The sequence below is a fragment of the Neobacillus sp. B4I6 genome, from assembly GCF_050434045.1.
GTDB lineage: Bacteria > Bacillota > Bacilli > Bacillales > Cytobacillaceae > Neobacillus.
In genome coordinates this window covers 2,585,299-2,611,304 of record NZ_JBNPWB010000002.1, presented here as the reverse complement: position 1 = coordinate 2,611,304, position 26,006 = coordinate 2,585,299, and the positions used below count along the sequence as shown (strand labels likewise).

23 protein-coding genes, 3 pseudogenes and 1 riboswitch are annotated in these 26,006 nt (G+C 37.3%); of the genes and pseudogenes, 19 read left to right on the top strand and 7 right to left on the bottom strand.

The window, feature by feature from the left end; translation table 11 throughout:
* Positions 1 to 109 precede the first annotated feature (109 nt).
* The 3 genes from QF028_RS14930 to QF028_RS14920 form a co-directional block, all read right to left on the bottom strand.
* On the bottom strand, positions 110 to 931 hold the full coding sequence (locus QF028_RS14930; RefSeq protein WP_429466534.1) for an SGNH/GDSL hydrolase family protein: 822 nt from the start codon (positions 929 to 931) through the stop codon (positions 110 to 112).
* Positions 932 to 1,215: 284 nt separating this feature from the next.
* Positions 1,216 to 1,896, bottom strand: a complete 681-nt coding sequence (locus QF028_RS14925) for a YhcN/YlaJ family sporulation lipoprotein (RefSeq protein ID WP_429466533.1) — start codon at positions 1,894 to 1,896, stop codon at positions 1,216 to 1,218.
* A 107-nt stretch (positions 1,897 to 2,003) separates the two neighbouring features.
* Positions 2,004 to 2,912: an MBL fold metallo-hydrolase gene (locus QF028_RS14920; protein ID WP_429466531.1), complete on the bottom strand. Its 909-nt coding sequence runs from the start codon at positions 2,910 to 2,912 to the stop codon at positions 2,004 to 2,006.
* A 249-nt stretch (positions 2,913 to 3,161) separates the two neighbouring features.
* Between QF028_RS14920 and QF028_RS14915 the strand changes: the two genes are divergently transcribed.
* From QF028_RS14915 to QF028_RS14895, 5 genes are all read left to right on the top strand, one after another.
* The gene (locus QF028_RS14915) at positions 3,162 to 4,712 is read left to right on the top strand and encodes an amino acid permease (protein ID WP_429466529.1); all 1,551 of its coding nucleotides are present in this window, start codon (positions 3,162 to 3,164) and stop codon (positions 4,710 to 4,712) included.
* A 519-nt stretch (positions 4,713 to 5,231) separates the two neighbouring features.
* A complete protein-coding gene (locus QF028_RS14910; protein WP_429466527.1) occupies positions 5,232 to 6,920 on the top strand; it encodes a DUF6044 family protein in 1,689 nt (562 codons plus the stop codon).
* A gap of 23 nt (positions 6,921 to 6,943) precedes the next feature.
* The gene (locus QF028_RS14905; protein WP_429466525.1) at positions 6,944 to 7,936 is read left to right on the top strand and encodes a glycosyltransferase family 2 protein; all 993 of its coding nucleotides are present in this window, start codon (positions 6,944 to 6,946) and stop codon (positions 7,934 to 7,936) included.
* A gap of 9 nt (positions 7,937 to 7,945) precedes the next feature.
* Entirely contained in the window at positions 7,946 to 8,377 is a 432-nt protein-coding gene (locus QF028_RS14900; protein WP_410882912.1) for a GtrA family protein, read from the top strand.
* Positions 8,378 to 8,401: 24 nt separating this feature from the next.
* Positions 8,402 to 9,196, top strand: coding sequence for a COG4705 family protein (locus tag QF028_RS14895; RefSeq protein ID WP_429466522.1), 795 nt, complete (start codon positions 8,402 to 8,404; stop codon positions 9,194 to 9,196).
* A 297-nt stretch (positions 9,197 to 9,493) separates the two neighbouring features.
* On the opposite strand, the gene QF028_RS14890 is transcribed toward QF028_RS14895, so the two are convergent.
* Positions 9,494 to 9,649 carry a hypothetical protein gene (locus QF028_RS14890; RefSeq protein WP_429466520.1) on the bottom strand — a complete coding sequence of 52 codons (156 nt, stop codon included), beginning with the start codon at positions 9,647 to 9,649 and terminating at the stop codon, positions 9,494 to 9,496.
* Positions 9,650 to 9,791: 142 nt separating this feature from the next.
* Positions 9,792 to 9,977: a hypothetical protein gene (locus tag QF028_RS14885; RefSeq protein ID WP_168243354.1), complete on the bottom strand. Its 186-nt coding sequence runs from the start codon at positions 9,975 to 9,977 to the stop codon at positions 9,792 to 9,794.
* A gap of 409 nt (positions 9,978 to 10,386) precedes the next feature.
* Between QF028_RS14885 and QF028_RS14880 the strand changes: the two genes are divergently transcribed.
* The 3 genes from QF028_RS14880 (at position 10,387) to QF028_RS14870 (ending at position 14,205) form a co-directional block, all read left to right on the top strand.
* Positions 10,387 to 10,644 (top strand): hypothetical protein, encoded by a 258-nt coding sequence (locus QF028_RS14880; RefSeq protein ID WP_429466518.1) that lies wholly within the window; start codon positions 10,387 to 10,389, stop codon positions 10,642 to 10,644.
* Positions 10,645 to 10,876: 232 nt separating this feature from the next.
* Complete coding sequence (htpG, locus tag QF028_RS14875) at positions 10,877 to 12,757, top strand: molecular chaperone HtpG (protein WP_429466516.1); 1,881 nt, start codon at positions 10,877 to 10,879, stop codon at positions 12,755 to 12,757.
* Between the two features lie 464 nt (positions 12,758 to 13,221).
* Entirely contained in the window at positions 13,222 to 14,205 is a 984-nt protein-coding gene (locus QF028_RS14870) for an aldo/keto reductase (protein WP_429472355.1), read from the top strand.
* 106 nt (positions 14,206 to 14,311) lie between these two features.
* Here QF028_RS14870 and QF028_RS14865 read toward each other — a convergent pair.
* Positions 14,312 to 15,701: pseudogene (locus QF028_RS14865) on the bottom strand (PLP-dependent aminotransferase family protein).
* A 220-nt stretch (positions 15,702 to 15,921) separates the two neighbouring features.
* Between QF028_RS14865 and azlC the strand changes: the two are divergent.
* The 11 genes and pseudogenes from azlC (at position 15,922) to QF028_RS14810 (ending at position 24,199) form a co-directional block, all read left to right on the top strand.
* The gene (gene azlC, locus QF028_RS14860; protein ID WP_429472353.1) at positions 15,922 to 16,665 is read left to right on the top strand and encodes an azaleucine resistance protein AzlC; all 744 of its coding nucleotides are present in this window, start codon (positions 15,922 to 15,924) and stop codon (positions 16,663 to 16,665) included.
* Positions 16,662 to 16,994, top strand: coding sequence for a branched-chain amino acid transporter permease (locus QF028_RS14855; RefSeq protein WP_098933906.1), 333 nt, complete (start codon positions 16,662 to 16,664; stop codon positions 16,992 to 16,994). Before azlC ends, QF028_RS14855 begins: the two co-directional genes overlap by 4 nt.
* Before the next feature lie 70 nt (positions 16,995 to 17,064).
* A complete protein-coding gene (locus QF028_RS14850) occupies positions 17,065 to 17,520 on the top strand; it encodes a PaaI family thioesterase (RefSeq protein ID WP_429466513.1) in 456 nt (151 codons plus the stop codon).
* 107 nt (positions 17,521 to 17,627) lie between these two features.
* A pseudogene (locus tag QF028_RS14845) lies at positions 17,628 to 17,885 on the top strand (TrmB family transcriptional regulator); the annotation flags it as partial.
* 514 nt (positions 17,886 to 18,399) lie between these two features.
* Positions 18,400 to 19,314 (top strand): VOC family protein, encoded by a 915-nt coding sequence (locus tag QF028_RS14840; protein ID WP_429466511.1) that lies wholly within the window; start codon positions 18,400 to 18,402, stop codon positions 19,312 to 19,314.
* A gap of 365 nt (positions 19,315 to 19,679) precedes the next feature.
* Entirely contained in the window at positions 19,680 to 20,705 is a 1,026-nt protein-coding gene (locus QF028_RS14835) for a threonine aldolase family protein (protein ID WP_429466509.1), read from the top strand.
* 94 nt (positions 20,706 to 20,799) lie between these two features.
* Positions 20,800 to 20,880, top strand: a riboswitch (ZMP/ZTP riboswitch).
* Positions 20,881 to 21,063: 183 nt separating this feature from the next.
* Positions 21,064 to 22,263, top strand: coding sequence for a phosphoglycerate dehydrogenase (locus QF028_RS14830; protein WP_429466507.1), 1,200 nt, complete (start codon positions 21,064 to 21,066; stop codon positions 22,261 to 22,263).
* Between the two features lie 642 nt (positions 22,264 to 22,905).
* Positions 22,906 to 23,466 carry an NADPH-dependent FMN reductase gene (ssuE, locus tag QF028_RS14825; RefSeq protein ID WP_429466505.1) on the top strand — a complete coding sequence of 187 codons (561 nt, stop codon included), beginning with the start codon at positions 22,906 to 22,908 and terminating at the stop codon, positions 23,464 to 23,466.
* Between the two features lie 13 nt (positions 23,467 to 23,479).
* Positions 23,480 to 23,587, top strand: a pseudogene (locus QF028_RS14820) (peptide ABC transporter ATP-binding protein); the annotation flags it as partial.
* Between the two features lie 20 nt (positions 23,588 to 23,607).
* Complete coding sequence (locus QF028_RS14815; RefSeq protein ID WP_429466503.1) at positions 23,608 to 23,949, top strand: hypothetical protein; 342 nt, start codon at positions 23,608 to 23,610, stop codon at positions 23,947 to 23,949.
* 103 nt (positions 23,950 to 24,052) lie between these two features.
* On the top strand, positions 24,053 to 24,199 hold the full coding sequence (locus tag QF028_RS14810) for a hypothetical protein (RefSeq protein ID WP_168243364.1): 147 nt from the start codon (positions 24,053 to 24,055) through the stop codon (positions 24,197 to 24,199).
* A gap of 189 nt (positions 24,200 to 24,388) precedes the next feature.
* On the opposite strand, the gene QF028_RS14805 is transcribed toward QF028_RS14810, so the two are convergent.
* Positions 24,389 to 25,990 carry a PucR family transcriptional regulator gene (locus tag QF028_RS14805; RefSeq protein ID WP_429466498.1) on the bottom strand — a complete coding sequence of 534 codons (1,602 nt, stop codon included), beginning with the start codon at positions 25,988 to 25,990 and terminating at the stop codon, positions 24,389 to 24,391.
* Positions 25,991 to 26,006: the final 16 nt, after the last annotated feature.

Below are 26,006 nucleotides of genomic sequence, written 5' to 3'. Positions count from 1 at the left end.
AAAAAAACACCTTCTCACATTCATTTTCCTAAAAATGAAACGAGGAAGGTGTTTTTCTAAGCTTGTTTTTATGCTGTTAAAGAGTTCTTTTACCGATCTTCCTTCGGTTCTATACGGAACTTTTTCTATATTGATGTTTAAATTGATAAATTATTTGCTCCGAAATGGCGGTATAACCGGCCAAATTTGGATGGACACCATCAGGGGAAAGATTTTGCAGGTGGTCCCCGTTTATGACCTTTGTTGTTTCGATGACAATCGACCCAGGGACTTTATGAGCAACCTCATATATATTAACATTCCATTTTGGCAGCATTTTATCTGCTATAGGGTACAGTTGGTCATCTGGTGATAATGGATTATACAATTCTAAGAATACAATTGTGACCTTTGGATTTAGCTTGGTAATTCTCGATGTAATATCAGACAAATTTTTCGAGAAGGTGGTTTGCAATTGGTCATAGCTTTGAATGACGGTACGAAAATTTTGTCCGTTTGCCATTCGAAGAATATCATTACCGCCTACATTAATCGTGACAATGTCGGATTGCTTAATTGATTCATCAAATCGACCCTCTTGAACCAAGTCATTTAATTCACTACTGGTGATCCCATTGATCCCTTGATTTTGAAATTCAATTGGTTTTGCGGTTTGTTCTGCTAATTTGCTAGAAAATAGACTGACAAAATTTTCATTCTTTCCGGCACCAACTCCACGTATAATAGAATCACCAATCGCCAAATGGTGAATCTGAGAAGTTTTAGAATTTCGATAATAATTGAGATAAGAGATTTGGTCAGAACTTTTCTTAACCACCGCAACCGCGTGTTTTTTCATTTGGTGTATTTGGTACTGGGGATAATAAAACCACGCAGAAATACCAAAGCCAATGAGCAATACAAAAACTATTAGATATTTTACTATTTTCATACCAACCACTCCTTGAATATTCTATTATATCAAGAATAACAAGTGAAAATAAGTAGGAGTTGATTTCCAGTTAAAGTAAGGTAAATAAGATACAACTGAAAAGTTGGTTTGAACCTAGAGGATTAATTAATGGTGTATTGAAATTATTTCTTTGGGTTTCAAAAAGGACGGGGGAGGAGTCTATGTGCTTCCTTCTAATAGGAAGCAAACCGTGAGCGGTGACTGGAGAGAACAATTCTAAAGAAAAAAAGCTGCCGAAAATTTATCCGGCAGCTGATTTCCTCTTATCTAAACATCCTGTTAACAGAATTCGTAAAATCGTTCCACAGGCCATTTCTGTTTGTTCCAGTACGAATATCATTTGTATAGTTCGTCATTTGGCCGAAAGTATCGGTATCGTAAGAAATATAAACGTTGTCAATATTTCGATCAGCTGCACGGACCTGATCGATTATTTTCTGATCAAGTTTGGTGGTAGTCCCACGTGTTCCAGTTGTAGTTCCGAGATTATTTCTTGTTCCATTGGTAACCGTGTTGTCAAGATTGCCGGTAGTAGCACTCATATTTGTAGAGCCATTGGTTCCTGTTGTGCCGGAGTTATAGCCATTCCCATAAGTAGCATTCATATTTGGCCCTGTCCCAGTTGTGCCTTTATTGGCGCGGGTGCCATTTTGAAAATTATTATTTAATCGAACGGCCACATATGCATCATTATTTCGAATGATTACATTGGCTTGGTCAACTTCTTTCAGGCTTTCTACATTACTAATGGCACGACCTGAAACACGTAAATTTTGGTTCGAAACATTCCTTACGTTAACCCCGTTAATGGCATTGTTTCTAACATTGTTTACTCCCATATTGCCTGCATTATTGTCATTCAATGCATTCTTATTATTATTTGCGCAACCAGTTAATCCTAATAAGGTAGTTGCTAAAACAAAAGTTACCCAACTTTTTTTCACCACAGAAGTCACTCCCCTTTAAAAATGGTCTTACAAATATATAGTGACCAATTAAAGTGGAACTATGCGAGTCAAAGAGCAGGTAATTTAAAATTAGAAGCCCCCAACTAAAATACCGTTTCCCCAAGTAGAAGAACCGTTAACTGTTCCTTGCGCAGCTGATGCTTTTCCCACGCACGGATTAAACGTTCCAAGGCTTCTGGCCCCGTGTCGTCGGCTAACCGATAAGTGCCATAATGCATCGGGACGAAGTTTTTTGCCTTTAATTCAATGAATGCTTTCACACTGTCTTCTGGTGATATATGGGCAGGCGCCATGAACCATTCTGGCTCAAAGGCACCAATCGGCATAAACACCGTATCAATGGTAAATCGTTCGGCTATTTGTTTAAAACCACTAAAATAGCCGGTATCGCCAACAAAATAAAGCGTTTCTTCTCGGGTTTGAAAAATCCAGCCCCCCCAATGGGATGTATTCATATCCTTCAGCGACCTTCTTGTCCAATGCTGAGCGGGGACGAAATGAATAGTTACTCCCTCATGTTCGGTACTTTCCCACCAATTCATTTCAGTTACCTTCTGATAGCCCTTTTTGTTAAAAAGGGACTTCATACCCGCTGGAACAAAGTATTGGGGATTCCCATTTAATTTTTTTAGTGTGGGGAAGTCCAAATGATCGTAATGACCGTGAGAAATTACAACCACATCAATCTCTGGCAGATCTGCTAACGAAAGGCCCGGCTCCGTTAATCTTTTTTCTAGTCCCATCCGCTTGGCCCAAACAGGGTCAGTTATTATGTTCATCCCATTTATTTGAATCAAAAAGGTGGAATGTCCAATCCAAGTATAAGATGTCTGGCTCCTGTTCTCATTTAATTCTCTCACTTTTTTAGAAGGACACTGTTCAATGTTAACGGATAAATCTTTCACTTTCTTCCTTCGTTCACTCTGCCATTTCCTCATGTCCTTAAACGATTTGTAGCTCTTCACATTATCCAAATTAGTATATATCTTCATTAATATTCACCGATTTTCTTTTGAACTTTTTTTATAACCAAATCATTGATATTTAAGTAAAGGATACCATGTATCAAAGCATATAAAAAAAATTTATGATCTATTAAGAAAATTTGTCTTTCGTATATGGCATAACTGGGAGACCATGCATGTCCGACGTTTTTCCATGTCAGAATCTTTTTGTAAAGCTGAGTAAATAATAACCGTTAACTCAGTTTACAAAATAAATGGCAGGGGAGAAAAGCTTTAATGGAGAAAAAGCGCAAAGGACTGTCTGCATGGCAGCTCACCATGATGGCCTTAGGAAGTGTAATTGGCGGGTCCTTTTTTCTAGGCTCATCAGTCGCCATTCATGCAGCAGGGCCCTCAATTTTAATATCCTATATTTTAGCAGGTGGATTGGTATATTTAATTCTATACGCCTTGTCAGAGATGACTGTAGCTAATCCTACAACAGGTTCCTTTAGTAATTTTGCATCACGAGAACTCGGTGAGGGAACAGGATTCGTTGTGGGATGGCTGTATTGGACAGGAACCGTTTTATCCATGTCTAGTGAAGCAACCGCTATTTCCATACTACTCAGGGAATGGTTTCCCCATGTATCAATAGGTTTGATAGGAAGCGCGATAATAATAGGTGTTACACTGCTTAATCTATTAGGGGCAGATAAGATTGGCAAGCTCGCAAGTGGTCTTTCTGGTGTAAAAATCTTTGCGATTATTTTTTTCATCATTACAGCAATAGTACTAATTATCGGAGCACTTCCAAGTTCTCCGCCAGTTGGTGTTGGAGAGTTAAGGACAGAGCCAATCATGCCAGGAGGAATAAAGGGGATTGCGGGAAGTATGCTCCTCGTGATTTTTGCCTATGCAGGTTTTGAAATCATTGGATTAGCCGCGACGGAAGCAGAGAATCCACGAGATACGATTCCTAAAGCCATTCGTTATACGGTGTTTTCTTTGGTCGGATTGTATATCCTCTATGCTGCCGTCCTATTGCCACTCATCCCAACAGCCTCTCTGAATGAAAGTGTAAGTCCGATGGTCTCCTCGCTTGAAAGATGGGGTATCGGTTGGGCTGGGCGGGCCATTAATCTGGTGTTAATTTCGGCCATTCTTTCAGCTATGCTGGCATGCATATTTGGTCTAGGGAGAATGATCAGATCACTAAGAGATGAAGGGCATGCACCGAAATGGCTGCAGGATGATAGGGACGTACCTTATCGAGGGATTTTATTTTCGGGATTTGCGATGCTTGTAGGATTAGGTTTTGGCCTCTTGTTTCCGAGAGTTTACTTGGTTTTAATCACTACTAGCGGCTTCGCTTTAATATTTACTTACGTGGTAATTATGGCCAGTCATATCCGCTTTCGTAAAAGGAATGGCTGTCCCCCAGAAGGAATTTGTCAAATGCGCGGTTATCCTTACACTTCTTGGATTGCGTTAATAAGCATGATCATGGTCCTTATGTGTATGCCGTTTATTCCCGGGCAGGGAGTAGGGCTCGTAGCAGGGATTGTTATGGTTGTGATATATTCCCTGATTTATTATGTGATGAGATTTAGCACTAGGTCTAGAGTACAAAATACGATAAGAAAAGGAAAACCTATTATGAAAAAACAACCAAGTTTTGTGACTGAATTTTCTGAGGAACTGAACGGAAATACCAATGAACAAGAGATTCTCTCGCAAAAAAACGATTCGCATAAATCACAGGATTTGCTCAAGGGCAACCCAATCAAAGATAATGACGAAATGTTTGAGGAAGAAGAGAGAGAAAGGGAACACTACGATGGATGATAGATATAATTAGGTGCGATGCTTCTATTTAAGAAGCATCGCTTTTTCTTATTTAAAGCAGGCGAGTAAAAAAACAAGTATCTGCGGTAAATGAAAGAGCGTTACAAAGAAGGGTACATTGGATACGTTCATAATATGTTTACTTTTAGACCCATGGATTGATGATTACGCCGAGAGCAATAAGGGCTATGCCAGTTACATTTACCAAACTAACCTTTTCCCCGATAATTACCGGGATTTCACCTCCCTTTACTATGGATTTTTTAATTAACTTTTAATATTGCATTAATACAATTTTTAGGTTAACAGACTATACTTTACCTGTATCAATATATTGAAACATTTGGTAAGTGATCATCGAATATAGAAAGATATAAAGTAAAGGAGTAAAAAGGAAATTCATTAAAATTCTTAAACTGTCTGATAATTTGGAGATGCACATAAACAGGTAGCAAATGCCATAAATGAAGCAAACGATGATATTAGTTTACGAAGAAATTTATATAATGCGGTGAAAAAATGTCTAATTTTTGGAAAAACGCTAATCAAGAGAAAAAGCATTTATACTTTGCAACACTTTTATTGATAGTTTACGTTTCGCCCTTATTTATTTTGGGGGAAAACGCCCATATAAGGGTTCATGATAATCTAGATTCTAACATTGCCTGGTATAAAGTGTTGAAGGATAGTGGCCAATTGTTTGGCGGGATCAATAGTACTCTCCCACAAATTATTAATGGCCTGCCTAGAAATGCCTTTGGTACGGAGTTCAGTGGGATACAATGGCTGCATAACTTGTTTCCCTCGATGATTGCGTATTCTATAAGCCAAACAATCACAAGAATGTTTGCTTTTTTAGGCATGTATCTACTACTAAAGAATCATTTTGTAAAAGAAAAAGAGGCTTACCCTATCCGTGTTTGGGTATCGGTGGCTTTTGCCCTGACCCCATTTTGGCCGTCCGGTATGCTAAGTACTTTGGGAATGCCACTTGCATTATGGGCTTTTTTGAATATTAGAGAGGGTAAACATACCTGGAAAGAGTGGCTCACTCTTATATTGTTACCTTTCTATTCTAGTTTAGTGTTAGGATTTTTCTTCTTTTTATTTTTCATGGGATTACTATGGTTAAGAGATTTTCTCGTAAAAAGAAAAAGCAATTGGTTCTTCTTTTCCAGTATCGCACTAATGACAGTTATTTATTTACTGATAGAGTATCGTCTTGTTTACTCGTTAGTGTTTCCCGAAGCACCAACCAGCAGAAATGATTTTGTTAATTCAAAGCTTGGACTTTGGCGCACCATCCGATTAGTTTTTAAAAACTATTTTTTAGGCCATACACATGTATTAACACTTCACACCTTAGTAATCGTCCCTCTTTCTTTTCTAGTTCTATGGATGTTGAAAAATAAAAAAAGAGACTGGTTAGAAAATCGCTATCTTTATCTTTTCATGTTTAATATCGTTTTATCCGTTTGGTATGCTTTTTGGTTTTATAAAGGCTGGGAGCCTCTTAAGGAGCGCGTCTCACTCCTAAATACATTCAACTTTGCAAGATTTCATTTCCTAAGACCTTTAATCATTTATCTTATGTTTGCAGTTGGTTCTTATTTACTTTGGAGGATGGGAAAGAATTGGCGGAGATTTGTTAAAATATGTCTCATTGTTCAGATGTTCGTCTTGTTTGCAGCAAATGATGAAATTGTCTACAGAAGTGCTGGAAAGCCCTCTGTAAAGCAATTCTATGCGACAAGCCAATTTCATGAAATTAAAAAATATATAGGTAAACCCCAAAGTAGTTACAGGGTGGCAAGTATAGGACTCCACCCGGCAATAGCCCAATACAATGGTTTTTATACACTTGATACCTATAATAATTTCTATCCCTTAGCTTATAAACGAGAGTTTCGGAAAATTATTTCAAAAGAATTAGATAAAAATCCTACCTTGAAGGAATACTTCGATGAATGGGGCGGTAGATGCTATCTTTTTGTCGCAAAATTAGGGAAAAAATATGAATTTAAAAAAGATTCAAAGGTAAAGATTGACCATTTACAACTTAATACAAAAGTATATAAAAAGATGGGCGGACAATATATCTTCTCAGCAGTCCCAATCTTAAATGCAGATGAAAATGGACTTGTATTCAAAAAGGCCTTTGAGCAAAGAGATTCTGCTTGGAAAATTTACCTTTACCAAGTCAAATAATGTGGTTACAGGAGTGATTCCATATGAATAAACCGGTGCTAACGATTGTGGTACCTTGTTTTAATGAAGAGGAAGTATTAGCTGAAACTTCGGCACAATTATCTTCTGTTTTATTTGAATTAATGGAGGAGTCGCTTATTTCAATAGACAGCAGGATCCTCTTTGTGGACGATGGCAGCAGGGATCGGACCTGGGAATTAATTGAAGTGGAAAATGAAAGAAATCCAAATATAAGAGGATTGAAGCTTGCTAGAAATGTTGGTCATCAAAATGCACTCTTAGCTGGATTAGAGATAGCCTCAAAGCATTCGGATTGTGTCATTTCAATCGATGCGGATTTGCAGGATGACATAACGGTCATCCATCAATTTATTGAAAAGTTTTGGGAAGGACAGGATATTGTCTATGGTGTAAGGGATAGCCGAGAGACGGATACGTATTTTAAGCGGACAACTGCTTTAGGTTTTTATCGCATGATGGAAAGAATGGGGATTAAACTTGTCCCAAACCATGCAGATTTTCGTCTTATGAGTAAACGTGCTTTAGATGAGCTATTAAACTATAAAGAAACAAACCTATTTCTTCGTGGACTTGTTCCACTTGTAGGTTATAAATCCACAAAGGTCTACTATGACAGAAAAGAGAGGTTTGCTGGAGAATCAAAATACCCACTAAAGAAAATGCTTGCCTTCGCATTTGATGGAATGACATCCTTTAGTGTCGCCCCTATTCGATTTGTCACATTTATTGGATTTTTGGCAGTGTTAATAAGTGCCATAGCAGAGGGCTATGCGATCACCCAAGAAATATTAGGTCACACCGAATCCGGATGGACTTCTTTAATTATTTCCATTTGGTTCGTTGGAGGTTTACAAATGTTGGGTATTGGTATTATTGGAGAATATATCGGTAAAATCTATCATGAGGTTAAAAGACGGCCAAGGTATGCAGTTGAAAAAGATTTGTACACAAATTTATTAGAAGTGAAACAGCAGAGTGAAGCAGTGATAAATTAGGAGTCGGTTATGAAATATTCATTCGTTCGATTTATTATGGTAGGGGTCGTTAATACTGTCGTAGGGTTATCCGTCATGTATCTTCTTTTACATCTACTTGGACAGTCCTATTGGATAGCCACTTTTGTTGGCAATTCGATTGGAGCCTTTGTTAGTTTTATATTAAATAGAAATTTTACGTTCAAAAGCCAAAATTCAATGTCAAAGAGTGCGGTCCGCTTTGTAATTGTTATCTTGTGCTGTTATTTCCTTTCATATGAAATGGGAAGGCGTTTCGTGGTAGACATTTTAAAAAATAATGACTTCATCCCAAAGAATATTCAAACTGATCTCTCTGTCCTAGTGGGTACTTGTTTGTACACGTTGTTAAACTATTTTGGGCAAAAGCTGTTTGTGTTTTCAAAAGAGGGTACCGCTATAGTGAGTGCTGATTCAAAATAAAAAAGAAAAAGAGGAGCATTTCAAATGAGTTATTCAGGGGAGATACAAAATCCATCCAGAGGCCGTCAAATGTTGAATAAGGTTCCAGAAGTTACAATCTTCTTCTGGATCATTAAAATTTTGGCAACCACGGTGGGGGAGACAGCTGCAGACTTTTTGAACTATAACTTGAACCTGGGCTTGACCAATACCACTTATATCATGGCAATCCTGTTAATCATTACGCTGTTCTTCCAGTTTAAGTTGAAGATGTACGTGCCAAGGATTTACTGGCTCGCTGTTGTGCTAATAAGTGTTGTCGGTACGCTAGTCACTGATAACCTTGTCGACAATTTCGGTGTAGCATTAGAAACAACCACCATCATCTTCACCATTACCATGCTGGCAACCTTTGCGGCTTGGTACGCGAGTGAGAAGACATTGTCTATTCACTCCATCTATACATCCAAGCGGGAGGCATTCTACTGGTTGGCCATCTTGTTCACCTTCGCCTTGGGTACAGCAGCCGGGGATCTAATTGCAGAGGGTCTTAACATGGGTTACTGGAAATCTGCACTAATGTTTGCTGTACTGATTGGGTTAGTGGCAATTGCGCACTACAAATTAAAGCTAAATGCAGTGCTGTCCTTCTGGATTGCCTATGTCTTGACCCGTCCATTCGGCGCTTCTCTTGGTGACTTCCTGTCACAGTCTCAAAAAAACGGTGGTCTTGGTTTGGGTACGGTGGGAACCAGCACAATCTTCCTGATAACCATCTTGGGATTGGTTATCTACCTAACTAAGACGAAGATCGACTCTCCGAGTATAGTAGAGAAGTAGAACTTGTCTTGGTACAATATTATAAGTTTATTAGGTAAAGAAAATGGACGTTACGTGATTATATTATTCAAGTGATATTATTGCCGGATATTTAGCGAGCGGATTTTGGTAACAGTGCATTTTGGTTTTTCCAATACTGTGAAAAAAAGGTTACTCCAGGAAATATAAACGAGGAGAATAATGGTGAAAATTATAATGGAGTAGCCATACTCCTTTTCAATTTTGATCTTATTCGCTTTTTCTTCACAGTATTGGAATACTTTATAGAGATCGAACATGTTCTACCCTTAGATTAAATCAGCTAGGATCGTTTTCATCCAGAGACAAAACAGTTACATTTGTTGAATCCCCATTTTCAATTTCTGCTTGAGTGGCATCTCTATTTAGTACATCCTCTGTATCCATACCTTCTGCAATAGTTGGTTCTCCTTTTGAATATGTATCTTTTTTCATTTTAGATTCTCCTTTAAATCGGTTTGAGTAATAAATAACACTATTTTATTGTTTGCAAAAATAATTAATTTATTTTAGTAGGTGGATAACATTTAATTCAAAGAGAAAAGCACCCTATATAGAGTGCTTTCCATAATCATATTTACTTACTGAACAAACTTCTAACTCCTTTATAAATTAAGACGAGTGAGAAGATTAAAACAGTTAGTATACCAATGATATCAGTGACTGGGGAAACGCTTTCAAGAAATGAATCAGCTAAAGGAACTCTAATAAGTGCGAAACCAGATAAGATTGTAGCAAGTAATAAAAAAATTCGATTATCCATTTGGTTTACCCTCCTTCCGATGCGATTGATAAAATATATGTCAATATTGTTACGGATATGTCAATTGCGTAAAAAATATAATTACAAAAGAAATGTGTAGAAGTGAAATGATTTTAGAAATAGGGATGAAGAATGAATCAATACCACTCAATTTAGGTCTAAATGTAAAATTGACATAATATTTTCATAAATTGCACATTTAAAAAGCCAAGTAATATGATATGTTATACAAAAATAGTTCCCAAAATGGTGGGTGTGAATTTGGCAGCCTTTTTTGATATTCCCATCGAATAATAAGCCAAAGTTCGGAGGTTAACCATGTTTATTAAAACCTTAGAAAATACAGAAGTTAGCTCAGTCATTTTTATTAGAGATTATTTGCAATTTTATTTTGAAGGTGAACAGATTAATGGAACCAATGACTACATATTCATTGCCAGTTTCTGTCGTGAATGGCCGATATTTTGAAAGCGCCTCGTTAGGATATCGAGATTCTTTATGTTCGCTTATAAACCATCAAGTAAAGAAGTCGAAAATTATTAGTGATCAAAATATTGTTTTAACATTCGATAATGATGATAGGTTAGAGGTTTCATTAAAAAAAGAAGATCGTAGTGGACATGAGGCAGCAATGCTCCGGGTCAATAACGAGATTGCAGTTTGGTAAAAACGCACTTCATAAAACGGAATGATAAGCTGCCTTTATTGGTGGCTTTTTTTCACTTTGTTAAAAGATTTGTTGAAATAAAAATAGATACATATTGACACGACAACGTGAAATATGATATTTAATTATATGGATTAGCACTCAGGTGGTGAGAGTGCTAATAGGCGCTGATTTACTTTATAGACAATCTAAATCAGTTTTTACATATTAAGAATAGGAAGGGGCTTTTTCTATGTCGAAGATACAGTTTAAAGCAGAATCTAAACGATTACTAGAGATGATGATTAACTCCATTTATACTCACAAAGAGGTATTTTTAAGAGAGTTAATTTCTAATGCCAGTGACGCCATTGATAAAATTTATTACAAAGCCTTAACTGACGATGCTTTAAGTTTTGATCAATCCAATTATTATATTAAATTGGAAGCTGACAAAGAAAACCGTACTCTTAAGATTATCGATACAGGGATCGGGATGACCAAAGAAGAACTGGAAACAAATCTTGGGACGATTGCCAAAAGTGGTTCCCTAGCATTTAAAAAGGAAAACGAATTAAAAGATGGCTATGACATTATCGGTCAGTTTGGAGTAGGTTTTTATGCTGCTTTTATGGTTGCTGACGTAGTTACTGTGATTAGTAAAAATTTAGATGGTGATGAGGCTTTTAAATGGGAATCCACAGGTGCTGATGGATATACGATTGAGCAGGTAGAAAAAGATTCAGTTGGGACAGAAATTATTTTAAAGATTAAAGAAAATAGTGAAGATGAAAACTATGATGAGTATTTAGAGGAATATCGCTTAAAAGCGATTATCAAGAAATATTCTGATTTCATCCGTTATCCAATCAAAATGGATGTTAATAACAGAAGACTCAAGGAAGGCAGTGAGTCCGAATACGAGGATTATCAAGAAGAAGAAATTATCAATAGCATGGTTCCAATTTGGAAAAAGAATAAGAGCGAGCTTACCGATGCAGATTACGAGAACTTTTATAACGAAAAACGCTACGGATTTGACAAGCCGATTAAACATATCCATATCAGCGTCGAAGGGACCATTAGATATAATTCAATCCTATATATTCCTGAAAAAACTCCGTTCGACTTCTATTCGAAAGAATTTGAAAAGGGCTTAGAACTCTATTCCAATGGGGTTCTGATAATGGAAAAATGTGCTGACTTGCTGCCAGACCATTTCAGTTTCGTTAAAGGGATGGTCGATTCCGAAGATTTGTCTCTTAACATTTCAAGAGAAATGCTCCAGCATGATCGCCAATTGAAGCTGATCGCTAAAAACATTAACAAAAACATTAAAAGCGAATTACTAAGCCTTCAAAGGAAAGAACGCGAAAAGTATGAAGAATTTTATCAATCCTTCGGTCGTCAGTTAAAGTACGGAGTTTATAATGATTTTGGTGCAAACAAAGAATTATTACAGGACCTGATCATGTTCTATTCTTCTAAAGAGAAGAAATTGGTCACCTTAGATGAATATGTATCAAGAATGCCAGAAGATCAAAAATATATTTATTACGCTTCCGGTGAATCGATTGAACGAATTGAAAAATTACCACAGGCCGAATTCGTTTCTGAAAAAGGCTATGAAATCCTTTATTTCACTGAGGATATCGATGAATTCGCAATTAAAATGTTAATGACCTACAAAGAAAAAGAATTCAAGTCGATCTCAAGTGGTGACCTGGGAATCGAAGGGGAAGAAAACAAGGACGATTCCGAATCAACAGAGACGGAAAACAAAGAACTCTTTGACTATATGAAAAATATTTTAGCTGATAAAGTGAAGGATGTAAGGATTTCAAAAAGGTTAAAGTCCCACCCGGTCTGCCTGGCAACTGAAGGGGAAATATCGATTGAAATGGAAAAAATTCTTGCTGCGATGCCGAATAACCAAAATATCAAAGCGGATAAGGTCTTAGAAATCAATAACCATCACGAAGTCTTCCAATCATTAAAAGAAGCATTTGAAAATGATAAAGATAAATTAGATCTGTATACCAAGTTATTATACAATCAAGCTCTATTGATTGAAGGATTACCAATTAGTGACCCAGTAGAATTTACGAATTATATTTGCAAAATAATGGTGTAATCTTCAAATGAACTGGCCGTTCTCGCATAAAGTGAGGGCGGCTTTTTAATTTTCATAGGTAAGTATCTAAAATGGAAATATTTAGATCATTGGCGACAGAAATCTAATAAAAATGGCTAATATGGTATCCAATAGGGCTTATTGGCGACAATAATCCGATAAAAAAGGCTAAAATAGTATCCAATAGAGCTCATTGGCGACGTTTTTCAGATAAAAAATCCATGAAATGTATCCAATCAGTGTTTTTAATAACAATAATAGGCGGTTTTCTGAATGTCTACTATTATTGGAGCTAGTTGTTGATTTTATTTATTTTCCTTACAATTTTTAGAGATAATGAACAATTTTAATGGTTTTGTTTAGTAATACACAGATTCCGTTCATTTAACAATTGAATGTGCTTTCCTTCTGGTTATAATAGGAAATAGTTAACTATGTTATTTAAGAAAGCGAGGACAATTCAATTGGATTATATGAAACTTGGAAATACCGGTTTGGATGTATCTCGGCTTTGCCTTGGCTGTATGGGTTTTGGTGAAGCAGAGAGATGGGTACATCCTTGGGTAATAGGTGAGGAACAAACTCGTCCTATTATTAAAAAAGCCCTTGAGTTAGGAATCAATTTTTTTGATACAGCAAATGTATACTCAGATGGAACAAGCGAAGAAATTGTTGGAAAAATTTTAAAGGAATATGCCAATCGAGATGAAATCGTTCTTGCAACAAAAGTATATTTCCCAATGCATGAAGGTCCAAATGGAAAAGGTCTTTCTCGAAAGCATATTATGAGTGAAATTGACAAGAGTCTTAAACGGCTAGGGACAGATTATGTGGATCTTTATCAAATACACCGGTGGGATTATAATACCCCTATAGAAGAGACTATGGAAGCATTGCATGATGTTGTGAAGGCTGGTAAGGCAAGATACATTGGTGCTTCTGCCATGTTGGCATGGCAGTTCCTAAAAGCAAACCATGTCGCTGAAAAAAATGGTTGGACGCGGTTTGTATCCATGCAGAATCACTTAAACCTTTTGTATCGTGAAGAGGAACGTGAGATGCTGCCGTTATGTAAGGAAGAAAAAATCGGAGTGATTCCGTATAGCCCGCTTGCTTCAGGAAGATTGACGCGTGATTGGGCTGAAACAACGCATCGTTCCGAAACGGACCAAGTTCAGAAGTCTAAATATGATGCTACTGCTGATACGGACAGATTGATCGCGAAGCAGGTTGCTGCCATTGCCAAAAAACGCGGCGTACCTCGCGCCCAAATTGCACTTGCTTGGTTGCTGCAAAAGGAACCGGTAACAGCTCCTATTATTGGGGCTACAAAAATATCGCATCTTGAAGATGCAGTACCAGTTCTTTCAATCAAGCTAACACCTGAAGAAATAGCATCACTAGAGGAACCATATGTACCGCACCCTGTAGTTGGTCCCTTAGTTTAGGTCAACTTGAGATATACATTGTGTTTTAACGGTGTATATGATAACAAAGACTATAACAGTAAAGAAACGGATGATTTTTCTCATCCGTTTTTCATTTTTGTTCGAATTAATTGAGATACTGTCTTAATATACTTAATCCTATTTTTAACTCATCTAATGAGTTAGTGGAAGCAAGTGCAATTCGCAAATACTTATCAGGGGTGGTCTGCCCACTTAAAAAACGATCAGAATGAAAGACTCTAATACCTTGTCTTTTTAAATCCGATTCTAGCTGAAAGGCATCGTTAAATCCATGAATTGGAAGCCAACGATAAAAACTAAAAGGGTGTCCAACATTCTTCCTTAAAGGAAAATATTCAAAATAAATATCATTTGCAGTTTGTGCAAGCTGTTTCTTTTGAGAGACAATTTCATGAGCCTTCCCTGATAAGATTAGCTCTGTGATTACCTCTGCATCAAAAGAAGAGGTTTTTACATTGATGTTAAAAATAGCCCGCTGAATTTTCTCACGTAACGCATCCCCGTAGACCATATAGGCAACTCTTAAGCCAGAACAAATGGACTTAGAGGTGCCGCAAATATAAATGCTCTGTTCGGGGAGTGAATTGAACATTGGCTGCTGGTAATCGGAGATTATACCTGCTGTCAGAAATGCATGAATATCATCCTCAATTAAAATTAAACGATGCTTACTGATGACCGTAGCCAATTCTTGCTTTCGAAACTCTGGGACCATCACTGTGGAAGGGTTACAGCAAGAGGGCATTAGGAAAATTCCGTGAATATTTATTTGGCTGCACTGCTTTTCAAGTTCGTCTGGTAACATCCCAAACTCGTCTCCGAGAATGGGGACTAACTGAATATGGAACATTTTTGCTAATTCAATAAAATTCGAATACGTGTATAAATCGGTGGCAATTCTATTGCCAGGCTCAAACAAAGCAGCTAAAGCAATTGCCAATGCATTTTGGGCACCAGAAACGATTGCTATATGCTTATGGTCCGTGTGAATTCCGAAAGACTCCATCCAGTTTAGAGGCTGCTGTTTTTTGATGTAGAATCCCTGTCGGTTCGTTGTAATTTAGTAGCTGTTCTACATAACTTTTGTTCACAACCTTTTGAATAACCTCTGTTACGATAGCATTGGTTTGCTCAAACGATGCCACAAATCCGAGCTCAATGAGGTTTGCTGTTTTATCAGCGGAAATGGTTATAGAACGGGCGGCATTTGGAGCTACAAAGGTTCCACTTCCCGTAACGGCATAAATTAATCCCTTTACCTCACATATTTTGTAGGCACGGGTAATAGTGGTGAAGTTTAAATCAAGAAAGTCCGCTAATTCTCGTTGTGGAGGTAACTTTGTCCCAGGTGCCAAAAAGCCATTAATAACATCCTGTTCAAGTAATAACGCAAGAGATTTATAAAAAGGACGATTTAAGGATTTCTTATCAGGTTTCCAAGACATTGGATAATTTTCAAATGAATTGATTGGCATAGTACACCTCTAATAAATTTGTTCCATACAATCATATCATTTTTGTATGGAATTCTTATAATGAAATCAGATCGTTTGAAAAGGTGAATTCACGAGTTTATTTTATTAGAAAAAAAACATTGTACCCCCGTTATGATAAAAGGGGGTATTTCTATGTAGGGATAATTGTAATCCATACAATTATCTTGTTTTTTGTATGGATTTTGTATGTTAAATTTAAATAAATTTAGCAATCGAGGAAGTGAATCATTTGAAAAAAAGAAATCAAATATGGATTGCATTTCGTGCCGCTTTTCCATATACAGTCCCCATTTTTGCTGGATTTGTATTCTTGGGAATCGCATATGGCATCTATATGAATTCATTAGGGTTTCGTGCAATTTACCCGATTCTGATGAGTCTATTCATATTTGCAGGATCAATGGAGTTTGTGGCAGCCAATTTATTGCTTTTCGCGTTCAATCCGATTAACGCCCTTTTTCTAACTTTAATGGTGAATGCACGACATTTGTTTTACGGCATATCCATGCTGGATAAGTATAAGGGAATTGGGAAAAAGAAGTTCTACATGATTTATGGGCTTTGCGATGAGTCTTTTTCTATCAATTGTACCGTTGATATTCCGAAGAATGTAGACAAGGGCTGGTTTATGTTCTTTGTGACACTACTCAATCACTCTTATTGGGTCATTGGTTCAACAATTGGCGGTATTTTTGGATCTTTTGTCAAGTTCAACACAGAAGGGCTCGATTTTGTTATGACGGCTCTCTTTGTAGTCATTTTCATTGAACAGTGGATGAAAGAGAAAAAGCACCACAGTGCTCTCATCGGTGTTGGGCTTTCAACTGTCAGTCTCTTTATTTTTGGCGGAGACCACTTCATTATCCCTGCGATGTTTGCAATTCTTGGGTTACTGACCCTCATTAGAAAGCCATTGGAGAAAGTTGAGGTTAGCACCATATGACAATGAGTTTAACGCAACAGATTATTACGATTGCTATGGTGGTTTTGGGCACAGTGCTTACAAGGTTTCTTCCATTCATCGTTTTCCCATCGGGTAAGCCTACACCGCAGTATGTACAATATCTCGGTAAAGTGCTGCCAGCAGCAGTAATTGGGCTTTTGGTCATTTATTGTTTTAAGGACGTGAGTTTAGTTTCTGGAAGTCACGGTTTACCCGAATTGATTGGGGTAGTAGTTGTGGCGTTGCTTCACTTATGGAAGAAAAACATGCTCCTGTCTATAGCTGGAGGAACGATTGTATACATGATTTTGGTTCAATTGGTATTTTAATTCATCACGTATTACTATTTCTTCACTCTATGGTGATGGTAGTTTCAATAAATCAAAGGGGTAGGTATTTGTGAAAAAGAAAATTGAAGAGTATCAAATTTATGAAAAACACTACGAAGAAATTTACAAGCAAGTAAAAAACGATCCATATGCTCAATCGTTAGGTATTCAGTTAACAAAATTTGAAGCTGGTTTTGCAGAAGCAATTCTAGAAGTGCAGGACCATATGGTGAATGCGTATGGAACTGTTCATGGAGCAGTTATATACGCTTTAGCAGACCACGCATTTTCGGTAGCTTGTAATGCATATGGAAAAACTTCAGTAGGACTCTCGACAACTATCCAGTTTATTGAAGCAGCAAAACCAGGACACAGAATAGTTGCCCGTGCGACAGAAATAAGACGAAACTTTCGTACAGGATTCTATCGAATTGACATTTTTCATGAGCAAAATCTAATTGCAACCATGGAGGCAGTGTCATATCGTAAAGATCATTATTTTATTGAGCTCGATGAACAAGTTTAAGTATAGGAGTATGATATTGTTTCAATAGGAAACATCTTGTTTGGAGTAAAAAAGGTTAAAAGAGATGGAAAAACCAGAGTATGAAATTTGCTAATATGAGGAGTTTTATGGAAGAAATTTATAAAGAGCTTCAGAGGTTAGGTTTTTCGCAATATGAAATCCAAGTATATACAGAAGTGTTAAAGAACTTTCCTATAACTGGATATGAGATTAGTAAAAGGTCAGATGTACCTAGGGCTATGATATATGAAGTAGTGGCAAAATTATTGAAAAAAGGAGCCGTTTATACAGCCACTCTTGTACCTTTGACTTATGTACCTTTGCCAGCAAAAGAATTAATCAATCGACTACGAAAAAACTTCGATTAATTTTTTTATTATGGGAGAAGAGGTCATGGTTTTGATGAAAAAATACCGCAAGAAATCCTAAACCAGGTACGTGAGCTAGTACAGCCAAAACTGATTTCCATTCTTGGGTCAATGGAAGAATCCGAGAAATAGTCAAAAAACGGCAAGCAAAGGCGGAAGTATATGGGGATGTTATTAAGAAATATAGAAACATTCAAAGAAAACCATTGTTGGAAGCTATGGGACATGATTCATAAAACATTAATAATAAAGAACCAGGAATTACAATTCAAGGAGGTGTAGTCCTGGTACTAAAATCCAATCTTTGCGTCAGGCTAACCAATGGAAGGAATGGTCTGTTGCAAATCGCCGGCCCTAACAGAGCACCGCGGGGTGTCTTGAACAGCAGGTTCATGACAAGGGTTCAATTCCCTTCCTGATGGAATGACGTAAGAATCGTCACGGTATGTCTCTTTTCTTAGTTCGGAGGCGAAGGGTAGATTTTTATAGATTTTAGTAACCAGGAATAACAATGTCAAAAACAAATCAAAAAATCGTTCCGCATTTATGGTATGACAAGGAGGCAAAAGAAGCAGCCGAGTTTTACACTTCGGTATTCCCGGAATCAAAAATTACGAATGTAACCACAATTCACGACACACCATCAGGTGACTCCGATATTGTCTCGTTTGAACTTTGGGGGCAGAAGTTCATGGCAATCAGTGCAGGGCCCTATTTCAATCTCAATCCGTCAGTGTCTATCGTCGTAAATTTTGACCCATCGCGAGAAAAAGAAGCGGGAGAAAAAATAAATGAGGTTTGGAACAAATTGTCCGAAGGAGGCACCGTGTTAATGCCACTTGATAAGTATCCGTTCAGTGAGAAGTTTGGCTGGATTCAGGATAAGTATGGTTTGTCCTGGCAGTTAATCCTTACCAATCCAGATGGTGAAGAGCGGCCTTCATTAGTGCCGTCACTTTTGTTTGTCGGCGATAATTGCGGCAACGCGGAAGAGGCGATTAATTTTTATTTATCCGTATTTAAGAACGCAAAGCAGGGACTTATCGCCCGCTACCCTAAGGGCATGGAACCTGACAAAGAAGGAACCATCATGTTCTCTGATTTCATGCTTGAAAATCAGTGGTTTTCCGCAATGGACAGCGCGCATGAGCACAAATTCAGTTTTAACGAGGCATTCTCATTTATGGTGTACTGCGACACACAAGAAGAGATTGATTACTACTGGGAAAGGCTCTCTGCCGTTCCTGAAGCCGAGCAATGCGGCTGGCTGAAAGATAAGTTTGGCCTATCCTGGCAGATTGTGCCAACTGAGATGGACGAGATGATGAGCAAAGGCACTCCAGAGCAACTTGCGCGCCTAACGGAAGCATTTCTTAAAATGAAGAAATTTGATCTTGTGAAATTACAGAAAGCATACAAGGGATAATGAGAATAACAGCCTACGGAAGATCTGAGTTAGTCGATCAAATGATGAAGAGTTCAGAGAAATGCTTATATGAACCTAAATTTTCCCTTGATGAATGATAATTTTACATAAAAATGTTATTGAATTAACGGGTGCAAGAGTTTAAAATCCGGCTACATAGCCGGATTTTTTGTTCTTCGACTAACGAAGAAGTTTAGCTCAATAAAAAGTATCTTTGTATAAAGGAGTATTTATTTTAGTATAGAATGAATAAATTAAGATAAATATTACCGTTTTTTAATCCTCTAAATACCCATCATTGTTTAAAAAATATGTTAGGATGGACATGAAATTACACTTATAAATAATTAAACGGGGGCAATCTGATGTATAGCTTTAAGAACGATTACAGTGAAGGCGCACATCCTAGAATATTAAATGCTTTAATAGAATCCAACCTTGTCCAAGTGGATGGCTATGGAGAGGATCAATTTTCCCAAAAAGCGGTTGAACTGTTAAAGGAGAGAATGGGACGGACAGACGTTGACATTCACCTCTTATCAGGCGGGACACAAACAAATCTAATTGCGATTTCTGCTTTCTTAAGACCGCACGAAGCAGCAATGGCAGCGAGTACTGGCCATATTTTGGGGCATGAAACAGGAGCCATTGAAGCGACAGGACATAAAGTACTATCAATTGAAACACAGAACGGGAAACTTACCCCATCTGATGTGCAAACGGTACTCGACGGTCATCCAGATGAGCATATGGTCAAACCTAAGCTTGTATACATATCCAACTCCACCGAAATTGGCTCAATTTATAACCGGAGTGAACTCGTGCAGTTAAGTGATTTTTGTAAAAAGAACCATCTCATATTATATATGGATGGTGCAAGGTTAGGCTCAGCGCTTTGTTCAACAGAAAATGATCTTCAGTTAAGCGATCTGCCAACACTTGTGGATGCCTTCTATATCGGGGGAACAAAGAATGGGGCACTTATTGGTGAGGCTTTGGTGATTTGCAAGGATTCTCTTAAGGAGGATTTCCGATACCATATGAAGCAAAAGGGAGCACTGCTCGCGAAAGGGAGACTTTTGGGCACTCAGTTTCTTGAACTGTTCAGGGACAATTTGTTCTTTGATTTGGCCGAGCATGCTAATATGATGGCTACCATTCTTAGAGATGAAATCAGCAAAGCAAATATTCCGTTTCTAACCCATTCTCCATCGAATCAAATCTTTCCGATTTTACCAAATGCGCTGATTACGGAATTAGAGAAACATTATGCCTTTCATATTTGGGAAAAGGTCGATACCGATCATTCGGCGATTCGACTCGTAACATCTTGGGCAACAGAAGAGGAAGAGGTAGCAGCTTTCCTTAAGGATTTGAAAAAATTAATGTAAGAAGCGGAAAATAATTTGAACACAAACTTCAAAAAATAATGCATTTTCTAGCTTGATTATTGTAAGAAAATTTGATATAGTAAGAGAAATTAAAAAGACGATGTGTAACTGGCGAAACACGGATTACCGTGAGGGAGCACATAATGTCTCGTAGCCGTTCGCCTGGGCAGAGGTAGGGATTTATTCCTTACCTCTTTCTGTTTATAGGAGGGGATATTTCAACCGGCTAGGAGCCAAGATTACTTTAATATTTTAAAAATCAAGTAGGTACAGATTTTAATAAAATTTGACCATTTCCGCTTGCTTAATGAATTTAGGAAATTTCAAACTATCATATAAGAATAGAGGAGAATACGAGATGAGCACAACAACACTAGACAAAATGAAAACAATCAAAACTTTAAATAATATCGCTGAGAGCGGGCTAAATGTATTCAATAAGGATAATTTTACGATTGACAATGACAGTGAAAATCCTGATGCGATTGTTGTGCGCAGTTTTAATATGCATTCACTAGAATTAGGTCATAATGTAAAGGCCATTGCACGTGCTGGAGCGGGTGTTAATAACATTCCGGTTGAAAAATGTACAGAACAGGGAATTGTGGTTTTCAATACCCCTGGTGCGAATGCAAATGCTGTAAAAGAAATGGTTCTTACTACATTGATGGCTTCATCCCGAAACCTTTTTGACGGCATAGCATGGACAAAGACATTAGAAGGCCAAGGTGACCAAGTACCGAAGCTAGTTGAAGCAGGTAAGAAACAATTCGTTGGAAAAGAAATTAAGGGGAAAACGCTGGGAGTAATTGGTTTAGGCGCCATCGGAGCACTTGTAGCGAATGATGCCCTAGATTTAGACATGGACGTGATTGGTTTTGACCCGTTTATTTCTGTTGATACAGCTTGGAATTTGTCTAGAAATGTTCAGCGCGCGATGACGATTGAACAGTTGTTTGCTAATTCTGATTATATTACGGTTCACGTTCCATTAACCGATGACACAAGAGGAATGTTTAACCAAGCGACCTTTAGCATTATGAAGTCTGGAGTTCACATTTTGAATTTCTCACGCGGAGAGCTTGTGAATGAAACAGATATGGCAGCAGCGCTTGAAGGCGGCAAGGTTGGTAAGTATATTACAGACTTCCCAAATGAAAATGTATTGAAAATGAAAAATGCAATTCCAATCCCTCATCTAGGTGCATCTACGCAAGAATCAGAGGAAAACTGTGCAATTATGGCTGCTCGCCAGGTGAAGAATTTTCTGGAAACCGGAAATATCAAGAACTCAGTGAATTTTCCGAACGCATCCATACCTTATACAGGAAAGAAACGTGTGGCAGTATTCCATAAAAACGTTCCAAACATGGTTGGACAGCTTACACTAGCTATTTCAAGCTATAATTTAAACATCGCAGACATGATTAATAGAAGCCGTGGGGAATATGCTTATACGATGATTGACATTGACAATAAAGTAAATGGCGATATCATTCCTGGTTTGCAAGAAAAAATCGATCAAATCGGTGGAATCGTAACCGCACGTATTATATAAACAAAAAAGTTCAAGGCCCCATTAATAAAATTAATGGGGCCTTGAACTTTTTTAATTTCTGATGTTTTTTATTTGAGCTGACCGTTGCAGTTGTAATCTTGGAAAGGATCAAAAATCAAAAAGATGAATGATTCCGTTTATCTGAGCCGATTAACCTTGAAAACGCTATAAGTATGAACCGAGAATCAATGAAGGCTTTTAACTCCACTCTTAAAAACAAACAGCAATGGAAAGCTCGCCAACTGGCGAGTTTTTTATTCTAGTGACTAATAAAGATGCAGATCAATTAACTAATCAGAGTCAAGTGGGAATTAATAAAAAAATTTGTCTAAAAAGTCAAAGTAATGGATTGACAACAACACTAATTAAGATTTATAGTGTATTCAACAGTTATTAATACCAAGTAAACAAGTAGGTGAAATGAGAATTAGATAACCAGGCCTCTCCTCAGAAAAAGTATTCTTATGAAAATATGTGAGCTCCGCACTTGTTGGAGCTACACCTAGTATTGTAAAAGCCGATTGGACTACCAAAGGCTCCTGTTATTAACAGGAGTCTTTTTTATTGGTTTTTTGGTGATGAATGATTAGTTGGTTAAGTTTTTCTAGAAAATTATCAATTCACAAAAGAAAGGAAGTAACAATGATGAGTAAAGTAACGATTATTTCGGGAAGTCCTTCAGAACATACGAGATTAAATGGGGCATTGGATTATGTTGTAGAGTTTTTCGAGGGAGTGAATCATTCTCCTGAAATCATCCATATCCGCAATCTTCCTGCAGAGGATTTAATTCAAGCGAGATTTGACAGCAATAAAATAACTGATGCCAATAAAAAAGTCGAAGATTCATCTATTATTGTGATTTTAACGCCGGTTTATAAAGCATCATTTACCGGGGTCTTAAAAACTTATTTGGATCTTCTGCCACAAAATAGTTTGGTGAATAAAACGATTTTACCCATTGCCATTGGAGGATCGATCGGACATCTCCTTATGATTGATTACGCACTAAAACCAGTGCTCGCAGCACTTGGAGCTATCCACATCTTAAAAGGGACTTATATCGTAGATAGCCAAGTAAAAAAACTAGTGAATAATCGTTATGAACTTGATGGAGAAGTTAAAAAACGATTAGACACTGAATTGAATACGTTAAAGCCTTCCTTGTTATCTGATAAAGGAGTGATCAGCTCGATCATTTAACCACATAAGCAACATTTCAGTGTTAGATGTGTCTGTACAGGCTCAAATTGTAAATTTATTACAAGGTTTACAGCGTAAGCGGGATTTAACCTATCTATTTATTGCCCACGGACTAAATATATACTTAAAAGGAGGATATTCATGATGCAAACCTCAAATTCTCGTCCTGTAGGGATTCACTTAAAAACAATAAAACAGAATTCCTTAGAAAAAAGTGAATATCTAAATCTGCCGGACTTACAGTTTTTTCAATGGTGTCATTCACAATTTGGGTTAAATAAGGGAGTTTATAATACGATTGACCAGTGGTTTTATGGAATTGGAATTGAACGCGTTCAATATCGCCGTATCTTCATATTGAAATTTTTAGATTTTAGTAAAGATTATGGGATTGTGAAGGACCAACAGAAATTTATCCGATTTGGAAATGGTGGTCTCATTCGAAGGCTGCAGGGATTTATGCGGGATATTAATAAGGGATAAAATTACTCCTTTGAAATATTACGTAAGATAAGTTAACAAAAATGGAGACTCACAAAGATAATTGTATTAAATTATCTATATATAAATATTAGGGGGGCTTTATATGAGCACGAATGACAAAGTTCTTTTCGCTGGAGATGTATATACGATAATATACGATTATAAAAATGGTCTGTACGAAATTAAAAAAGAAGACGAACGCGGGAAAGTGGTATTGGTTTCTGAAAATGACATAAATAAGTTGTTTTAATTTTTATAAGAGGTGCAATCGATTCTAGAGTCTATTTTCCTTAAGGAAATAGGCTTTTTTATGTTAGATTTTTAGAGTTAGAAAAAGTAACTCTTATTATTCTAAAATTGCGATGTTGTCGCCAAGAGACATGACACAAAAAAACTCAAGCTGCTTGAAGTCACATTTGCTTGAGTCTAAATATTTCTTTTAAGTCTCTAACAAGGATCTAATCCTTAAGGCAAGTCTAATTTGCATGGTTGTTTCTGAATCCTTTAAGCTTTTTCCGAGAATTTCCTCACACTTTTCAATTCGATAAACCACCGTGTTCCTGTGGACAAACAATCTTTTTGCTGTTTCGGAAATTTGACAGTGTGTTTCTAAATAGACAGACAACGTGTCTAGCAGGGTTTGCTCTTCTTCTATTTTTGTCTCTGCAAAGCGGCTAAGGGTAAAAGTATAAAATTTCTTTAAGTCATCTTGGGGAACCATTCGCAATAATTCCATAACGTCTTTCGTATGATAGGTTTGGATATATGCCGTTCTCTTTGAAAGCTGCCCTTGTGATAAGGCATCTAAAGCATCTTTGTAAGCATTTTTAACATCTAAGAAAGTATGGCTTACATTACTAACACCAAAGGAAATCGTATTCCCGAAGTAATTCAATACTTTTTCTTGAAGTTGCAGTAACGCAGATTCACAGTAAGCGCCTGGATTGGAGATATTTTCTTCGACTTCAAATAAAAGAATACAAGATTCACCTTGGGTAAAAAAGTGAATTTTGGGAGTTATAACAGAGACTTCCCCTTCAATAAAATCATAAATATCATCTGCTTTTTCAAGGCGCTCCGTATAGGTAGGGAGATGCTCATCCCTGTCGATTTTACCGACCACACAAATATACTTCTGATCGTTTTTTAATGAAAATTCCGCGGCTCGACCGATGATTTCCTGTTGAGAAGTAAAAGTGCCATCCGAGAAATGAAGGAAGAAATCATTGCGAATACTTCGCTCTTGTTGTCTAAGCGCATTTTCCTTCATGAGTGCAAAAGAAATAACATTGGTAGCTTGTTCAATCATTAAAGAAGTCAAATGATCGGTTTTCTCAATCTCTCCAATAAGCATAAGAAACCCTTTTTTCTTTTCACTGATGTGAACAGGGAATAAAGTCCAGGTTTGTTTAGTGGATCGGACTGATATTGAAATCGGAGAAGTCATCAAAGAAGGAATTTTCAGACCATCCAATAACAAAGGAAAGTCCAGGTTCGTATTTGGTTGATAGATCGGCTTGAAATGGTGATTTATTAGTTGAACCGGACGATGAATCAGTTGAGATAAATCTTGAAGTAATAATCCAATCCCTTTACCTTGCATAATGATATTGGTAAATTGCTTGTGGGTCTCAAGCGCAAGTGTTAATTCGCTAGCTCGTTGGTCGAGTATCGCTCGTAAAGTATGATTGACAATTTCCCCAAGTGATAATTCTAATGGGAGTTCAATGATCGGAATGGCTAACTGGTTTGCCAGAATGATTGCTTCTTCCGGTACTTTATCTAAAAAGCGCTTCGTCTTTATCCCTAATCCGGCACACCCTTGTTCAGCCATGGCTTTAACTAGTACGGTCAACAGATGAGGTTCGTCTTTGAAATGATAAGCGGTTGTGATAAGAAATTCGTTTTGATGTAAGTAGTGAATAATATCGGGTGCATCCATCATATTGACTGATTCCACTTCACGATCTGTTCCAGATTCCCCGGCAATTATAATCATTCCTTCTAAATGTGGGATGGATAAGAGTTCATTTACTTTCATTTGAACCACTCCTTGT

Excerpts from the sequence above, each read along its gene's own strand:
- QF028_RS14895 (WP_429466522.1), top strand. The coding sequence starts at position 8,402 with ATGAGTTATTCAGGGGAGATACAAAATCCATCCAGAGGCCGTCAAATG.
- QF028_RS14810 (WP_168243364.1), top strand. The coding sequence starts at position 24,053 with ATGAGCACGAATGACAAAGTTCTTTTCGCTGGAGATGTATATACGATA.
- QF028_RS14880 (WP_429466518.1), top strand. The coding sequence starts at position 10,387 with ATGGAACCAATGACTACATATTCATTGCCAGTTTCTGTCGTGAATGGC.
- QF028_RS14915 (WP_429466529.1), top strand. The coding sequence starts at position 3,162 with ATGGAGAAAAAGCGCAAAGGACTGTCTGCATGGCAGCTCACCATGATG.
- QF028_RS14930 (WP_429466534.1), bottom strand. The coding sequence starts at position 931 with ATGAAAATAGTAAAATATCTAATAGTTTTTGTATTGCTCATTGGCTTT.
- QF028_RS14835 (WP_429466509.1), top strand. The coding sequence starts at position 19,680 with ATGTATAGCTTTAAGAACGATTACAGTGAAGGCGCACATCCTAGAATA.
- QF028_RS14840 (WP_429466511.1), top strand. The coding sequence starts at position 18,400 with ATGTCAAAAACAAATCAAAAAATCGTTCCGCATTTATGGTATGACAAG.
- ssuE (WP_429466505.1), top strand. The coding sequence starts at position 22,906 with ATGATGAGTAAAGTAACGATTATTTCGGGAAGTCCTTCAGAACATACG.
- QF028_RS14920 (WP_429466531.1), bottom strand. The coding sequence starts at position 2,912 with ATGAAGATATATACTAATTTGGATAATGTGAAGAGCTACAAATCGTTT.
- QF028_RS14910 (WP_429466527.1), top strand. The coding sequence starts at position 5,232 with ATGTCTAATTTTTGGAAAAACGCTAATCAAGAGAAAAAGCATTTATAC.
- QF028_RS14855 (WP_098933906.1), top strand. The coding sequence starts at position 16,662 with ATGACAATGAGTTTAACGCAACAGATTATTACGATTGCTATGGTGGTT.
- QF028_RS14830 (WP_429466507.1), top strand. The coding sequence starts at position 21,064 with ATGAGCACAACAACACTAGACAAAATGAAAACAATCAAAACTTTAAAT.
- htpG (WP_429466516.1), top strand. The coding sequence starts at position 10,877 with ATGTCGAAGATACAGTTTAAAGCAGAATCTAAACGATTACTAGAGATG.
- QF028_RS14885 (WP_168243354.1), bottom strand. The coding sequence starts at position 9,977 with ATGGATAATCGAATTTTTTTATTACTTGCTACAATCTTATCTGGTTTC.
- QF028_RS14815 (WP_429466503.1), top strand. The coding sequence starts at position 23,608 with ATGATGCAAACCTCAAATTCTCGTCCTGTAGGGATTCACTTAAAAACA.
- QF028_RS14890 (WP_429466520.1), bottom strand. The coding sequence starts at position 9,649 with ATGAAAAAAGATACATATTCAAAAGGAGAACCAACTATTGCAGAAGGT.
- QF028_RS14805 (WP_429466498.1), bottom strand. The coding sequence starts at position 25,990 with ATGAAAGTAAATGAACTCTTATCCATCCCACATTTAGAAGGAATGATT.
- QF028_RS14905 (WP_429466525.1), top strand. The coding sequence starts at position 6,944 with ATGAATAAACCGGTGCTAACGATTGTGGTACCTTGTTTTAATGAAGAG.
- QF028_RS14900 (WP_410882912.1), top strand. The coding sequence starts at position 7,946 with ATGAAATATTCATTCGTTCGATTTATTATGGTAGGGGTCGTTAATACT.